Source organism: Rhizobium sp. YS-1r (assembly GCF_000757525.1).
Taxonomy (GTDB): Bacteria; Pseudomonadota; Alphaproteobacteria; order Rhizobiales; family Rhizobiaceae; genus Neorhizobium; species Neorhizobium petrolearium.
In genome coordinates this window covers 253,512-267,794 of sequence record NZ_JPYQ01000009.1, presented here as the reverse complement: position 1 = coordinate 267,794, position 14,283 = coordinate 253,512, and the positions used below count along the sequence as shown (strand labels likewise).

The window sequence follows — 14,283 nt, the reverse complement described above, 5'->3', positions numbered from 1 at the left end:
GGCTGATGGATAAACACGATCCGGCACCACAAGCGCTCGGCGATCTCATCAGCCGCCATTCGACGCGGCTGACGGACGCTGACACGCGTCTTCTCGATGTCCTGGTCCAGGATCCGATCCGTGCAGCGATGGATAATGGGAAGGATGTTTCCCTCCGTGCAGGCGTGCATCCCGCCTCGGCCGTGAGGCTGGCGCGGCGCTTGGGTTTCAAGGGCTACCCGGAATTTCGAAGCTTCCTGCAGGCAAACCTGATGGTAGGCGGTGAAGATTTCGAAAGCCCGGCCGCGCGCATGGCGGCACGCCTTGTGAGGGCAGAAGAAGGTGGTCTGCTCGCCTCGGTGCTCGACAGCGAGATCGCCGCGTTGAACAACGTCCGCAACAGTGTCTCCGACGCCGACATCCGTGCTTTTTCCGAGCGCCTGTGCAACAGCCGCCGCATCTTCGTCTTCGGCCGCGGCCATTCCTCGGCGCTTTCGGCGCTGATCACGCTCCGCCTGGTGCGCTCCGGATACGACGCAGTCAATCTCGGCGGCCAAGTGGACCAGCTGCCGGAGGCGCTTTCGACATTTTGCAAATATGATGTGCTCTGGTTGTTGACCTTCCGCCGTACCTCCCCTCTGGTGCATGAGCTTCGAAGGATCGCGGCAGACCGCGGCGCCCAGACGCTGGCCCTGACGGATCTGCATGCGGCTCGCATCGATCCAGCGCCGGAACATCAGATTTCGATTTCGCGCGGCGAACCGGGGGAATCGCAGTCACTCGTGGTGCCCATGACAATCGCCAACGCGGTGATCCTCGATCTTGCTGCCATTGATGATGGTCGCTCGATCCGGGCGCTCAGGGAATTCCGGTCATTCAAGGCGACATCACGTCTGACTGTGGACTGACGCTGAGCCACAGCCAACGTGGAGCAGACTGGGACGAGATGGTCCTTTAGAAATTGAGCTGACAAGGGAACTATGGTTATTTTACAGATAACTATCCGCGCGCTCTTTCATCCGCCGCCGCCCTGATAGCGGCGCAGGCAGAAGCGCCAGAAGACGACCGCTGCCAGAACGGAGATCGGGCCGGCAGCAAGCGCCGCGATCTCCGCCGCACTTCCGAGATAAGCGACCGGCCGCTTGAGCAGGACCGACACCGGCACGTATGCCATATAGCCGAGCGGCATGACCGAAACGAGCGCGATCTGGAAGACCGGGGCAAAGATGCTGGCCGGATAACGCGACAATTCCCAAAAATCAAAATAGATGCCGAAAAGATAGCGCGCACGGCCAAGGATCATGGCGCAGGCACCGATCATGGTGAGCATGGATGCCGTAATGAGCGCCGCGCTCACGAGAGCACCGAAGATGAGGATAGAGGCCTCGACATCCCACTCGATGGGAATCTGCGGCAGCGCCCAGACGATCAGCCCCGCCCCCAATAGCACATGCCCGCCATATTCGATGTTGAAGCCCGAAAAGACGAGATAGGCCCAAGGGTTGAGCGGCCGAACCAGCAGCGTGTCAAACTCGCCGCCGAGCACGATCTCCTCCATGCGCCTCAACTGCACCAGCGTGAAACAGGCCCCAAGCGCATAACCCAGCGTATGGAAGCCGAGGAGCAGCGCCATCTGCGGCCAGGTCCAGCCACCGATATTCTCGAAGCGGGTAATGATGAGCCAGATCGAGGCAAAGACACCCGCATAACCGAAGGCTTGTGCCGCCCAGGCGATGACCAAACTGGCGCGAAATTCAAGCCGCGTGCGCACCCGAAGCCGCATCAGATAGAAGAGCAGAGACAGCGTGTCGCGCATCCCTCAGCCCCCCTGCACCACGACCTGTCCGCAGGCCCGCGACCAGACAAAGGCAACGGCAAGGCCGAGGGCCATCACCCATCCGCCACCAGCGACGAGGTAAAGAGCGGAAGAGGCAAGATCGCGCGCTCCTAGATAGACCGCCATCGGATGATAGGTGATCCAGGAAAAGGGCAGAACATGCGCTACCGTTGCCAGGCCGGCCGGAAAGAACCAGATGGGCACGAGCCCACCGGAGAGCGTGGCCAAGGCGCCGCGCATGAACCATTCGAGAGAATGAGCATCGAAAACCCAGAATGAAAACAAACCGAGCAGGATGCCCGTCAGCATCAGTACGGCAAGCGAGACAAACAGAAAACCGACAAAGAGAATGCCGTGACCGAAGCTCGCAGGCAATTGCAGTCCGTAGCAGAACCCCATGATGGCGATCACCGGCAGCGAAATCAGCAACCAGTCAAAGAAGCGCGCGCCTAGCTGCTCGGCGAGCAGCATAAGGGGATAGCCCACCGGACGCAGCAGCGTCGCGCCTATCGCTCCGGTGCGGATCGTCGTGCCGACATCGCGCACGATCATCGTGGCATCCCAGCTGGACAGGATCGTGCCGCCGATCAGCGCATAGGTAACCATCTGGGAAAGCGTGATACCGTTCATCGAGCCGTGTCCGCTAAAAACCGCCTGCCAGATCGAAACACGTGCAACGATCTCCACGAGGCTCCCGAGGATACGAACGAGCATCTTGGCCCGGTGCTCGACTTCGCGCTGGAAGGCGGCCCGGATGAGGGCGAGGAAGGCGCTCATGCCGCAGCCCTCGCCTGATAATGCGTGCGGATGATCTCCTCGATGCCAGGCTCGTGCAGACGCACGTCGCGCAAGTCGACGTCGGCCTCAAGGGCTGCCAACAGCTCGATGAGTGAGCGTCCATCATCGGCAATCAGGAGTTCGCGAACACGCCCCTCCCCGCCGACAAGCTCCGCACCCGCAACGCGTACGCGGCCCGGTTCGCTTACAAATTCCAGCGTCAGGCGGCGGCGCGCGCCGAAGCGGGAGCGAAGCTCACCGATTGCGCCGTCAAATAACAGCCTCCCCTCGTCCACCATGATAAGACGCGGGCAAATCTCCTCGATATCTTGCAGATCATGGGTCGTGAGGATGATCGTCGTGCCGCGTTCGCGGTTGATGCGCGAGAGGAACTTGCGCACCACATCCTTCGCCACCACGTCGAGCCCGATGGTCGGCTCGTCGAGGAAGAGGATCCTGGGATCATGCATCAGCGCCATGGCGATCTCTGCACGCATGCGCTGGCCAAGGCTCAGGTGCCGCACGGGGCGATCGAGAAAGGGCGAAAGTCCCATCATCTCGGTGAGATCGGTTCGGTTGCGGGCGAAGAGGTCTGCCGGCATGCGATACATGCGCCGATGCAACTCGAAACTCTCAAAGAGCGGCAGTTCCCACCAAAGCTGCGTACGTTGACCGAAGACGACACCGATCTGACGCGCATTGGCGACCCGTTCCGCCTGCGGATGTCGGCCGAGCACTGTCACCGTGCCGGCGGATGGCGCAAGAATACCGGTCAGCATCTTGATCATGGTGGACTTGCCCGCCCCGTTTGGGCCGAGATATCCGACCGCCTCACCGGCTGCGATGGAGAATGTGATATCATCCACCGCCGGAACCGGTCTTTTGATCGGAGCGATGAAACCGCGCACGGCACCGATCATGCCCGGCTGGGACACGCGCTGCTGAAAGGTCTTTGACACGTTTTCGGCAGAGATGATCGAAGCCATAGCGGAGATCCTGAACGTAAAGGCGCTCCCCTTAGAGGAACCGCATGAAACTTATGCGACTCTCAGCTGATTCGCCCGACACATCTTCTGATGGATCCCATTCCCATCAGGAATGGGCAAAGCTGCGGCTTCACACGAGATCTACACTCGTAAAAAGAACCAATACGCATCGACAAAAAGGCGCCGCTCCCATCGTAGCCGGCTTGAACAGCCCCATGTGGCCCGCCGATATGTCCGCAAAGATGGTCGTCGAGTTGGCAAGCCGCATCGACCGCTTGCACCGCCCAAGATTTAATCACTTCATGGTTTAAGCTAGGCCAGTAGTAACCCCTTAGCCGCGAGCCGGTCATGAACGATGTCGAGCTCTACGAAGCCGGTGCCGAGATCGTGCCTGGGGCCTTGCCTCCCGTCGGCGCATCTTCGACAGGGCGACCGCCGAGCGCATTCCCGTACTCGGCTTCCACTTTCCGTCCCCGGCCTCGGCCGGATGCTCAAGACCGATGGCGCCTACGCCTGGGTGCCCGCCAACTGACAGTTTTGACGCCTAAGGCAAGCAGGTATGGGACTTGTAATGGACCAAGGATCAACCACGCGGTTTTGTTGGCACGATGGGCTCGTCCTCAGAAAGGTTTTTCGGCCTTGTCGGTGCGGTAGAGGCTTACGGCGACCTCTCGAGATTTCCCGCGCGGCCCCTTTGCGACCTTACGCCAAGCGTCCAGTGTGGTCTGGTCGCGCCAGCATTCGACGGTGCGGGTGTAACCAGCTATGATGATCATGGGTCTGCTCCTTCGGCTGGCGCCCTATTCCGGCGGCACGCCGCCGCGCATGGTCTGGGATAGCGACCCGCGAGGATCGCCGGTTCGCGATCGGAACGTCAGCCTCCCTTCACGTATCCCAGACCCTCGACGATCTTTCCGTCCTGAACCCGCATGATGTTGACGCCTCGAACCCGGTCCGCTTCGCGCTCGCTCCAGCGAAGCTGCCAGCGGATGATCCCGCGGCCGCCCATCGCGGAGATTTCCTCAGCTTTGAAGACAAGATTGGCGGACGACGCCACGCTCCTCCAGAAAGTGAGGCAAGCCTCACGCCCTTCGTAGCGCGCTCCATCCGGGGCCGGGGCCGTATTTTCGAGAACACAGCCCGCGCCGATCAAATCATCGAGGTCTTCGGGGCGATGCTTCTCAAATGCGTTGTGGAAGCGTTCCACGATGTCGCGGGTAATTTTGGTGTCACTGGTCATGTTCTCATCTCGTTGCGTGATGAAGCCGTCGTCTATCCCGAGCGAGTGGTCGATGATGAACGAGGCTGCGGTTGAACAAAGAAAACGACGAGGCTTGCGGCTCTCGCTTGTCTTGTCGTTCTGGCTGCGGGTTACTCCGGCAAGGGCGCCGATTGACCGGGGGTTTTGGCATAGGCCAGGGCCTCGACGATCTGGCCGTTACGAACACGGATCAGGCTAACGCCGCGCACCGAGCCGCCGTCGCCGAAATGGAAGCGCCAGCGGATATTGGCGCGATCGCCCATGACAAAAGTCTCTTCTACCTCGAAGCGGTTGACGCGGTCGGCCGCCATGGCCTGCCAGAATGCCAGGTTGACGTCGTAGCCTGCATAGCGCGTGCCGTCCGGCGCCGGCTGGATCGACTCCATGACGCAATCCGGTGCGATCAGGTCTTCGAAGATCACAGGATCGTGTTCCTCAAACGCCTGGTTGAACCGACGGATGACTTCGGCTGTCTCTCGAGGCTGCATAATATCCTTCCTATACAGAACGGTCTGTCTACTTCTTGCACTGTACAGACCTGTCTGTTAAAGTCAACCCATGAAACAACGTACTTCTGAAACCCCACCTGAAGCAGGGTCCGCGCGCCGTCGTCTGCTGGACACCGCGACGCGACTTTTCTACGAGGGAGGCATCCATGCTGTCGGTATCGACCGCATCATCGCAGAAGCCGGCGTGGCCAAGGCGACTTTCTACAACCACTTTCCCTCGAAGGATGACCTCGTCGTCGCCTATCTCGAAGAGATAGACCGGCTCGGCCGGGCGGCAGTTGCCTCCCTTCACAAGCAACCTCCTCGGAAAATGATCCTGGCTATCATGGGGCGCATCAGCGAGGCTGTGACCGCGGGAGGCTGGCGGGGGTGTCCATTCCTCAACGCGGCGGCCGAATATCCCGATCCAGCCAGCCCTGTGCGACAAGCGATCAATGCGCGCCGCGCCTGGTATCACAACAGTCTCGAGAACCTTCTTATAGAGGACGGCGACCCCGCTCCCTCCGTCACCGCATCCCTTCTCGTCGCGCTTTCGGACGGCCTGCTGGAAAGTGCCTATCTGGATGATGCTGAAAGCGTTCCCGCCCTTGTCTGCGAGGCGGTGACGAGACTGCTGGACCGCCGATGAACGCCGCTCGCCGACCAAGCAGCACCGGTCTGAGCCAATTGTTGGATCTCCAGCGGCAGCGCGATTGGATGGAGGGCAAGACGACCCTGCGCGACGCCGACGAGCGTTCGGAGTCACTGGAACTGCGCTTCAAATATCTCGTCCGGTTTGAGAAGCTGCTCGGCCGACCGCAGGCGCCAGAGGTTCTGGAGATTCTCAGGCGTTACGGCCGCGACTGTATCCCGATCCCCTGCCGGACCGAACGGCACTACTGGTCGGTTTCTTGTCTGCCGTCGACTCCGGGCAAGGCGCTCGTTCGCATAAATGCGAGCTGGATGGAGCTTTTCTCGCTCTATGCGGACGGCGCGGGCGTCCGCGCGCTTTTCGTGGTGCATCTTTCCAATTTCACCACCGACCATTCGCTCGATCACGACCAAGTGGACGAAGCTTTTCTTGAGCGCTGCGTCGTGATGCCGGAGGATGTTAGCTATTTCTTCCCGCGAGGCGACGACATGTTCGGCATCAGGGTCCGCGGCTTCTCGTCGATCGGCAAATTCCTGGCGGAGCCTCAAGCGTTGCTGGCCATCCGGGCGTTCAACCTGACGCATATGAACCGGGGCCGGAACGCCTATCAGGCGAGCCACTGCTACAGCTTGGCAGATCACATGCTGAGTGATGAAGAACGCTGAATAACGCCCCAGGACATCGGAGCGGCGGCGGTTCGACGGGAAGGCAGGCCAAACGGGGAGCGAGGTGGCCGCGTGGGCCGAAACTACACATATGAGATGATGTTTCTGTCTTGAAACAGCCTGAGGAAAGCAACATGACTGATCCACAGCTCACGCGCATACCAATTCCCAAGACCGGAATGCTCATCCGCAAGCCGGTCGAGTGGCATGAGGCGCTCTCGGCTCAACTTGCCGAAGCGATGAGCTCCGCCACAGGAAGAAACATATGAGCAGACGGCTAGGCGGGCTTTCGATCCGCCTGGCGCACCAACGAGGGCGGTCAGTGCGAAACGGCCTGACCGACTGGCCTCAACCGATACGAACCTAAGGCACCTGGATCCATACTATTGTCATCTGGACCAGCGGTTGATCACTTTCAACCCCGCGGCCTCGAACGGGCTTGTGTCGCGAGTGGCAACCATCAGCCCATCTGCCACTGCTGTGGCTGCGATGTAACCGTCAGCCGTGTGGTTCGCCTTCCCAGATACCCGAGCGCGCCATCAGCTCCGAGTAAAACCGCGAAGTCGCCAGATTGAAAGGCAAGATGCGGTCGGAAAGGTGTGGCAGCACGTCACCCTCTAGGCGATCGCAAAGAATAGCTTGCCGCTTCCCGGAGGGATAGCAGCAATCCCGAAACACAGTTCAGCGATCGTCGCAGAAAGGAACAACGTCTCGGTGGCTTGGGCATCTAACCAAGCGACCGCTGCCTCATCAGGCGCCGGTTTCGACGGTTCGGATATCGGGTTTGTGACCAGCAAGATCATTTGAAGGGCATCCGTTCCGCAGCCCCCTCATCGCGACTTTTCTGCAGGGCTTCAACGTCGCTGTTGGAAGGCTCGGCGTCACGACCAATCGCCACCAGTAAAGAATCGAGCTTCAAGCGTCCCGAAGGACGAACAGCGGTCTCGAGAATGTCAAGGATTTCAGTCTTGGTGCGACGGCCATGATGAGCCGGTCGCATTCGCAGTGCACGATGCGTTTCATCAGGAAGATTTCGAATGGTAACCGCCGGCACTGATATCATCTCTACCTAAACGATGGCTTTGATATCAAAATATCGTAACGACGCACAATTTCCAGAAGGCCTGACGTGCGAACGAAATCCATGTCCATTCTTGGGAACGTCACGAAGTAGTGCTGTCGAAAAAGATTGCATCACCGTGGCCCACAGCGCATACCGGCTTCAGTTCGAACAGATTTCAGTAAGGGCCTGTAAAGCTTCCCGATAGGTCGTCAAATCCCGATCCGGATCGGCCGGAAGAACCGGCGCGCGAAGGACCCTGCCGCATTGGGCCTCGATGCCGGCATCAATCATCAGGTTGTCTGCCTTGCCGTGGTTTTCAATCGCCAAGCCGTCTGGTCCGCGCCGGCGACCGCTACCCTCATCGATTTCGAGCCCCGCATACCAGATCGACCGCACACGCACGCCGTAGTCGTCAGGATGATTGGTGTAGGCCCAGACAGTCCTGCCAAGCGCAATCATGAATCCGATCTCGTAGACGGTGCCCGGATCGGCGCTGATGCCGCGGAACGGGGTGATGTTGGCGAGACAAAACTCCGCCCGGCGCATCGCATCCTCGTTGCGGGCATAGATCGCCGTGGCATTCAGGCCAACCACGGGCCCCTGGTTTTCGTCACTTCCAGGACCGGTCGGTTCGAAGCCGAAACTGCGCGCAAGTCGGCGCTTTTCGCGCATGACTGCCATGGCATCCTGGAGGAACACTTCGGGACCGGCGAGATAGATGGAGGGCATGGAAATCCCTTCAGCGCCAGCGTTCGTTGACAATCCGCTCGGCGCGTTGCGACAGGGTGAACGTGATAACAGAAACGATAGTCGCAATGATCGAAGTACCAAACGCGCGCTCGGTTGCAAAATCACCAGCTGCTGCGCGAAACATGTAGCCCAATCCACTCTGTCCCATCAGGAACTCCGCCAACATCGCCGAAAGCACAGCAGAGGGAGCTGCAAGTCTCAGCGCGATCATCCAGTTCGGCACCGCGGCCGGCATGACGAGGTGTCGGAAGCGCATTCTCCTCGAGGCACCGAGCACCTGGAAAAGGTCCTCCGAGCCCGGCGGCAAGGCCCGCATGCCCGCCGAGGTGAAGACGAATGCAGGGAAGAAGGATACGATCACCACGATCGCCATGACAGTCTTGATGTCGTAGCCGAGCAGCCGCGCGACGACCGGAATCAGTGCTACGACTGGTACAGATGAGAAGATCATCGCGAGTGGTACGAGCATGCCGGTCGCCAGTCTGGAAAACCAGCAGGCAATCGCGATCATGCTGCCGAAGGCCATGCCAAGCAGCAAACCGCCCGCAGCCAGCGCCAGCGTCTGGACGCCGTTGCGGAAATAAACGCCGGGATCGCTGACCAGGTCGACCACCACATCGGCAGGCTGGGGCATGACGATAGCGTTGAGATCGCCGATCGTTACCCAGCCCTGCCAGAGCACCAAGATCAGCAGCACACCCCAATAACGGTTGAAGGCGGTTTTCAGGGCGCTCAGCATCAGCGATACCTCGCGTAGACGAAACGCTCAACGATCGACATCAGGCCGAACGAGACGAGCGAGCCTGCAGCCGTCAACAGCACCGCGCTCCAAAGAAGCGGGATCTGGAAATTCTGCATGGCAGAGACCATGAGGAGACCAAGGCCGCGCGTTGCACCGAACCATTCACCAATGATCGCCCCGATAAAGGCGGCGGGCACCGCATATTTGAGCCCGGAGACCGTGGCCGGCAGCGCGGCAGGCGCTTCCAGCCGCACCAGCCGGTTGAAGCGGTTCGATCCGAGCACCGTGAAGACGTCGTGATGGGCGCGCGTCGCCGCGGCAAGCCCCGACTGGGTGGCGATGAAGAGGATGAAATAGACATTGAGCGTGGCGATCGCCATGCCAGACCATTCCTTGCTGAGCAGCACGATGAAGAGCGGTGCGAGCGCGATCGACGGAATGGAATGAATAACGGAAGAAAGTCGCCCTAGCCCCTCCCTCAACGGCGCCACAAGGTGGGCGACAGCCGCCAACGCGATGCCGATCATGCTTCCGGCGAGATAGCCCGCCCCCACCATTGAAAAGCTGGCACTCGTCGCCCGAATGAAAAGCGATTGCCGCGAAGGATCGAAGAGATAGGCCAGCACCGCAGTCAGCGGCGGCCAGGTCAGGCCGGCAAGAGTGTTGACGCCGATATATTCCCAAAGAGCCAGAAAGGCGGCGATGCCGATCATGCCATAGGTGATATCCTGGACGCGGCGTTTGGCAATGCGCTTCAAGGGGCCACTCCCGGCTGTTCGAGCGCCTCGGTCAATTCGTCTTCCAATGCGTGGAATTCGGCGCTGCGCATGATTTCCGGATCGCGCGGCCGCCCGAACGGGACCGCGATCTCCTTGAGGATTCGCCCGGGCCGGCCGGACATCACCACAACGCGGTCCGAGAGAAACAGTGCTTCATCAACCGAATGGGTGACCAAAAGCGTGGAAATATGCTGCTCCTGCCAGATGCGCTGCAATTCGAGATTCATCTGCCGCCGCGTCACGGCATCGAGCGCGCCAAAAGGCTCATCCAACAGGAGTACGTCGGGGCTCAGCACCAGCGCACGAGCGATAGAAACGCGTTGGCGCATGCCGCCCGAAAGCTGGCTCGGCCGCGCCTTTTCGAAACCCCTAAGGCCAACAAGCGAGATCAGTTCTGCCACACGAGTGTGATAGACTGTACGATTGGCGATCCGAAAAGGCAGCGCGACATTGGCCTCGACGGAAAGCCAGGGCAGGAGTGCGTGGTCCTGAAAGGCGACGCCCAGGCGGTGATTGCGCGAAAGCTCTTCCGGTGCCTTTCTCTCGACGGTCACGCGGCCCCGGCTGGGCTGTTCGAGGGCGGCGAGCATACGCAAAAGCGTACTCTTGCCACAGCCGGAAGGACCGATCAGCGCCACGAATTCGCCGGCGCCGATCTCCAGTCGCACGTCCTCGACGGCAACGACCTTGCGGCCATCATCCATTTCGAAGTCCTTGCCGACGTGATCGAGCAGGATTGACGTACCCGCGCTCATGCGATCAGCCTTTCGAAGCGTTCTGAGATCACCGGCATGCGCTCCTGGAGCTGCGCCTCAACGCGTTCGACATCGACACCTAGCAGCTCACGCTTGCGCATCACCACGCGACCGTCGACCAGAACCGTATCGACATCACGACCGACAACCACCGAAGCTGCGACGAAAAGCGGGTCCTGCATCGGCTGATGGTCCATGTTGTCGACGTTGCAGAGCAGGATATCAGCCTTCTTGCCGACTTCCAGCGTGCCGACCTGGTCGTAGATGCCGAGCGCCCTCGCCCCGCCCTGCGTGGCAACCCTCAGCAGTTCCTCCGCGGAAATCGGATCCTTCCAATGCAGCGTCGAGGAATGGATCGCCTGCTGGGCGATGCGCGCGACGCGCGCCACCTGGAAGATGTCGAGCGTGCCGCCGCCGCCCGGTCCGTCGGTCCCGAGCCCGATATCGATGCCGCGACGCCACATCTCGATCAGGCGTGAATGCCCGATCGAGTAATTGCCGAAGGCGCAGTGGCAGGCCGATAAACGGTGCTTCTGGTAGAGATCGACCTCCCGATCCGACAGGAGTACCGAGTGAGCGCAATGCAGACGGTGCGAAAGCACGCCCATGCTGTCCAGCCATTCGGTCGGGCGCAACCCGAATTTCTCCGCCGTATAGTCGATCTCGTAACTGCCCTCGCAAAGATGCGTATGAATCTTCACATCCGCTGCCTTGGCCTCGGCCGCGATATCACGAATGAGAGCCGGCGAGCAGACGATCACCTGCCGGAGCGACATCCAGGCCTTGACCCGGTCGCCATCCTTCCAGCGTTTGACCAGGGAAACGTTCTTTTCGAGCGCCTCGTCATGTGTGAACAGCATGTTCGGCGGCACGTTCGCCCCGATATTCTCGTTCTGGTCGACGGTGGATTGCGAGATGAAGCCGCGGATGCCGACTTCCAATGCCGCCTTGCCCATCTCGTCGGGATGCGGACCACCCGCTTCCGCAAAGCAGGTCGTGCCCACCTGGATCATATTGGAATAGGCGACGAGGCCCGAAAGATACACGTCCTCCGGTTCAAGACAGCTTTCCCATGGGATAAGGTAATTCTTCCATACCGGCAACTTGAGCGGCCGCTTGCGGCCTATCGCCTGCAGTTTGCCGCGCAGCAGCTGCTGCCCGGTATGGAAATGCGCATCGACCAATCCCGGCATCACAATCTGTCCGCAGGCGTCGATGACTTCCAAGGCAACGATCTTCGCTGCTTCGGCGCTGGTGCCGATCCAGGTAATCCGCTTGCCGGAGACCGCAATGGCACCGTCCGAGAGGACCCGGTTCTCCGGATCGAGCGTCACGACATAGGCACGCCGGATCAGGATATCGGCGCGTTCGGGTATTGCAGTCGTCATCAATGCCTCAGTTCGCAGTCTTCTTGAGATTGGCGAGCGCTTCGAGCGCGAGATCGGGAGCCGCGATTTTCGAAGCCTCCGGCAGATCGGTCCGTCCGGTGGCCCGGGCGGCATCCATCATCGGTCCGGCGATATAGTCGAGCTTGATCGAATAGATCGGGAAGTCCGGATCTCCACCCGGCCGATAATAGGGCGCCTGGACCTCGTTCTGGCGCGTCTGCTGCTGGATATCGAGACCGTAATCTGCGCCGTATTTCTCGACGATCAGTTTCGGCGCGTAGGAGAAATCCTTCTCGTTCTTCTGCCAGGCCTCGATCACTCCTTCGAGATAGGCGACCACCCGGTCGCGATGCTCGTCGAGATATTTGCGGCTGGTGAAGGCGATGCCGGCATACCCCTTGAAGCCCAGATCGTCGAAGCTGCGGAAATAGAAGTCCTTGTCCTTGACGAGCCCCATCTGCTCGAGCGTGATGACCTGGTTGGTCGCAAACCCGGTATAGCCGTCGCCGGCCTTCGAAAGCAGCGGCTCCGGCGAGAAGCCGGCCGGCACCTGCGTCCACTGGTCCTTCGGCAGGCCGGCAAGCGAAAGCGTCGCTTCGATCGCCGTCTTCTCGTTCGGTCCCTGCGCCAGGATCTTCGAACCGACGAGATCCTGCGGCTTCAGGATCGGCTTGTCCTTCAGCGAGATGATGCCGAGCGGCGAGACCTGCATCTGCGCCGCGATCAGCACGTAATCATTGCCCTTCGCGACCGCGTCGAGGAAGGGCAGCCAGCCCGTGAAGCCGATATCCGCGTCGCCCGCCGCAACGGAGGTCAGCGCACTCGGGGCGTTCGGCCCGCCGGGGCTGACCGTGACGTCGATGCCATGCTTCTTGAACAACCCGTCCTCCAGGGCGATATAGTGTTCGCCGTATTGAACGTTGCCTATCCAGCCGAGCTGGACCTTTACCTTCGGCATTTCATCGGCCCAAGCCGAAGCGGCTGCGGCGAACAGCATCGCCGCATAACAAAGTAGTCTTTTCATTTTCGTTCCCCTCGGCCTCAGGCCAGTTTTGCGAGCGCCTCGTCCACGACGCTCGTGTCTGCAATCCTGCCGAACTCCGGCACCGTTCGTCCCGCGGCCTTCGCCACCTCCGACATCGGACCCGTGAACACGTCAGGCTGCAGAGCAAAAAGCTTCGTATCCCGAGCGGGCGCCACAAGCGGCATTTGCAGTTCGTTCTGACGCTTCTGCTGGGCCGCATCGAGACCGAGATCGGCGCCGTATTTGTTGAGCACAACATCGAGTGCGGCCTGCGGCTCGGCAATCGCCGCCTTCCAGCCCTTGATCATGCCCGCCACATATCCGACCACGGCCGCGCGGTTTTCGGTGAGAAATTTGCGGCTCGTCAGATAAAGGCCCTGTGTGACATGGTAACCGAGGTCGTCGAGTAGCGTGACGTGAAAGTCCTTTCCGGCGACAAGCCCCATCTTTTCCAGCGTGATCGGCTGATTGGTCGCAAATGCGAGGTAAGCGTCACCATCGCCGGCCAGCAACGGCTCGGGCGAGAAACCGGTCGGCGCGGTCGTATAGTCATGCGGCAGTCCGGCGCCGTCGAGAATCGCATCAATGATCTGGCTGTCGGAGGGTTTCTGAATGAGGATTTTCATGCCGAGTATGTCCTTCGGCTCGAGCAACGGCCTCTTCGCCATCGACATGACGGCTGCCGGGCTCTTCGCCCATTGTGCGCCGAGTAGCACAAAGTCGTTTCCCTTCTGGACGGCGTCGATGAAGGGCAGCCAGTTCGCCGTGGCGATCTCCGCCTGGCCGGCCGAGAGAGATACCAGCGTATCCGGGGCATTGGGCCCGCCGGGCAGGAACTCCGCCGTCACCCCGAACTCTTCGAAATAACCTTGCTCGATCGCGAGAAAGAAGCCGGAATACTGGACGTTGGATACCCAACCGTTAGCAGTGGTAACCTTCGTCGGCATGGCGGCAAAGGAGAGTTTCGGAAGGGTCGCCAACGCCGCCGCCCCCATACTCATCAGCATCAAGGCACGGCGCGACACGTCGGCGGGCAAAGATTTCATGATCGTTCCCCTGTTGTTTTGACCGGAAAATTTCGTGCTATTGCTGTTGTTGGATATCCTGTAACCGGCTATTACAAGAGACGATATCAAA

At 60.3% G+C, this 14,283-nt stretch carries 18 protein-coding genes and 2 pseudogenes; 5 read left to right on the top strand and 15 right to left on the bottom strand.

Annotation, left to right across the window (positions count from 1 at the left end; genetic code table 11):
- Positions 1-5: 5 nt before the first annotated feature.
- Positions 6-887, top strand: coding sequence for a MurR/RpiR family transcriptional regulator (locus JL39_RS10560; protein ID WP_037149502.1), 882 nt, complete (start codon positions 6-8; stop codon positions 885-887).
- 107 nt (positions 888-994) lie between these two features.
- Here JL39_RS10560 and JL39_RS10555 read toward each other — a convergent pair whose 3' ends face one another.
- From JL39_RS10555 to JL39_RS10545, 3 genes are read right to left on the bottom strand one after another with little or no spacing between them, the layout of a single operon-like run.
- Positions 995-1,795: an ABC-2 family transporter protein gene (locus JL39_RS10555; RefSeq protein ID WP_037149499.1), complete on the bottom strand. Its 801-nt coding sequence runs from the start codon at positions 1,793-1,795 to the stop codon at positions 995-997.
- A gap of 3 nt (positions 1,796-1,798) precedes the next feature.
- Positions 1,799-2,593 carry an ABC-2 family transporter protein gene (locus tag JL39_RS10550; RefSeq protein ID WP_052182803.1) on the bottom strand — a complete coding sequence of 265 codons (795 nt, stop codon included), beginning with the start codon at positions 2,591-2,593 and terminating at the stop codon, positions 1,799-1,801.
- Complete coding sequence (locus JL39_RS10545; RefSeq protein WP_037149497.1) at positions 2,590-3,579, bottom strand: ATP-binding cassette domain-containing protein; 990 nt, start codon at positions 3,577-3,579, stop codon at positions 2,590-2,592. Before JL39_RS10545 ends, JL39_RS10550 begins: the two co-directional genes overlap by 4 nt.
- Before the next feature lie 380 nt (positions 3,580-3,959).
- Here JL39_RS10545 and JL39_RS32455 point away from each other — a divergent pair.
- A pseudogene (locus JL39_RS32455) lies at positions 3,960-4,111 on the top strand (MBL fold metallo-hydrolase); the annotation flags it as partial.
- Between the two features lie 88 nt (positions 4,112-4,199).
- On the opposite strand, the gene JL39_RS10540 reads toward JL39_RS32455, so the two are convergent.
- The 3 genes from JL39_RS10540 to JL39_RS10530 all read right to left on the bottom strand — a co-directional run bounded on the left by JL39_RS10540 (position 4,200) and on the right by JL39_RS10530 (position 5,328).
- Positions 4,200-4,355, bottom strand: a complete 156-nt coding sequence (locus JL39_RS10540) for a hypothetical protein (protein WP_200883936.1) — start codon at positions 4,353-4,355, stop codon at positions 4,200-4,202.
- 98 nt (positions 4,356-4,453) lie between these two features.
- Positions 4,454-4,819, bottom strand: a complete 366-nt coding sequence (locus JL39_RS10535) for a nuclear transport factor 2 family protein (RefSeq protein WP_037149494.1) — start codon at positions 4,817-4,819, stop codon at positions 4,454-4,456.
- 131 nt (positions 4,820-4,950) lie between these two features.
- Positions 4,951-5,328 (bottom strand): nuclear transport factor 2 family protein, encoded by a 378-nt coding sequence (locus JL39_RS10530; RefSeq protein WP_037149491.1) that lies wholly within the window; start codon positions 5,326-5,328, stop codon positions 4,951-4,953.
- Positions 5,329-5,398: 70 nt separating this feature from the next.
- Here JL39_RS10530 and JL39_RS10525 point away from each other — a divergent pair, with 70 nt between their 5' ends.
- The 3 genes from JL39_RS10525 (at position 5,399) to JL39_RS32790 (ending at position 6,914) form a co-directional block, all read left to right on the top strand.
- Positions 5,399-5,977: a TetR/AcrR family transcriptional regulator gene (locus JL39_RS10525; RefSeq protein ID WP_037149488.1), complete on the top strand. Its 579-nt coding sequence runs from the start codon at positions 5,399-5,401 to the stop codon at positions 5,975-5,977.
- The gene (locus tag JL39_RS10520; protein ID WP_037149485.1) at positions 5,974-6,645 is read left to right on the top strand and encodes a hypothetical protein; all 672 of its coding nucleotides are present in this window, start codon (positions 5,974-5,976) and stop codon (positions 6,643-6,645) included. The genes JL39_RS10525 and JL39_RS10520 overlap by 4 nt, the downstream gene beginning before the upstream one ends.
- 134 nt (positions 6,646-6,779) lie before the next feature.
- Positions 6,780-6,914, top strand: coding sequence for a hypothetical protein (locus tag JL39_RS32790; protein WP_280114087.1), 135 nt, complete (start codon positions 6,780-6,782; stop codon positions 6,912-6,914).
- 120 nt (positions 6,915-7,034) lie between these two features.
- On the opposite strand, the pseudogene JL39_RS32450 reads toward JL39_RS32790, so the two are convergent.
- The 9 genes and pseudogenes from JL39_RS32450 to JL39_RS10475 form a co-directional block, all read right to left on the bottom strand.
- Positions 7,035-7,448, bottom strand: a pseudogene (locus JL39_RS32450) (PIN domain-containing protein).
- Complete coding sequence (locus tag JL39_RS10510) at positions 7,445-7,699, bottom strand: plasmid stabilization protein (RefSeq protein WP_037149731.1); 255 nt, start codon at positions 7,697-7,699, stop codon at positions 7,445-7,447. The pseudogene JL39_RS32450 and the gene JL39_RS10510 overlap by 4 nt, the downstream one beginning before the upstream one ends.
- A 168-nt stretch (positions 7,700-7,867) precedes the next feature.
- Positions 7,868-8,437 carry a nucleoside 2-deoxyribosyltransferase gene (locus JL39_RS10505; RefSeq protein WP_037149482.1) on the bottom strand — a complete coding sequence of 190 codons (570 nt, stop codon included), beginning with the start codon at positions 8,435-8,437 and terminating at the stop codon, positions 7,868-7,870.
- A gap of 10 nt (positions 8,438-8,447) precedes the next feature.
- The gene (locus tag JL39_RS10500; RefSeq protein WP_037149478.1) at positions 8,448-9,197 is read right to left on the bottom strand and encodes an ABC transporter permease subunit; all 750 of its coding nucleotides are present in this window, start codon (positions 9,195-9,197) and stop codon (positions 8,448-8,450) included.
- The gene (locus JL39_RS10495; RefSeq protein WP_037149475.1) at positions 9,197-9,958 is read right to left on the bottom strand and encodes an ABC transporter permease subunit; all 762 of its coding nucleotides are present in this window, start codon (positions 9,956-9,958) and stop codon (positions 9,197-9,199) included. Before JL39_RS10495 ends, JL39_RS10500 begins: the two co-directional genes overlap by 1 nt.
- On the bottom strand, positions 9,955-10,734 hold the full coding sequence (locus JL39_RS10490) for an ABC transporter ATP-binding protein (protein WP_037149473.1): 780 nt from the start codon (positions 10,732-10,734) through the stop codon (positions 9,955-9,957). The genes JL39_RS10495 and JL39_RS10490 overlap by 4 nt, the downstream gene beginning before the upstream one ends.
- Positions 10,731-12,122 (bottom strand): amidohydrolase family protein, encoded by a 1,392-nt coding sequence (locus tag JL39_RS10485; protein WP_037149470.1) that lies wholly within the window; start codon positions 12,120-12,122, stop codon positions 10,731-10,733. Before JL39_RS10485 ends, JL39_RS10490 begins: the two co-directional genes overlap by 4 nt.
- Positions 12,123-12,129: 7 nt before the next feature.
- The gene (locus JL39_RS10480) at positions 12,130-13,146 is read right to left on the bottom strand and encodes an ABC transporter substrate-binding protein (protein WP_037149467.1); all 1,017 of its coding nucleotides are present in this window, start codon (positions 13,144-13,146) and stop codon (positions 12,130-12,132) included.
- 17 nt (positions 13,147-13,163) lie between these two features.
- Complete coding sequence (locus JL39_RS10475; protein ID WP_052182802.1) at positions 13,164-14,192, bottom strand: ABC transporter substrate-binding protein; 1,029 nt, start codon at positions 14,190-14,192, stop codon at positions 13,164-13,166.
- Between the last annotated feature and the right edge of the window lie 91 nt (positions 14,193-14,283).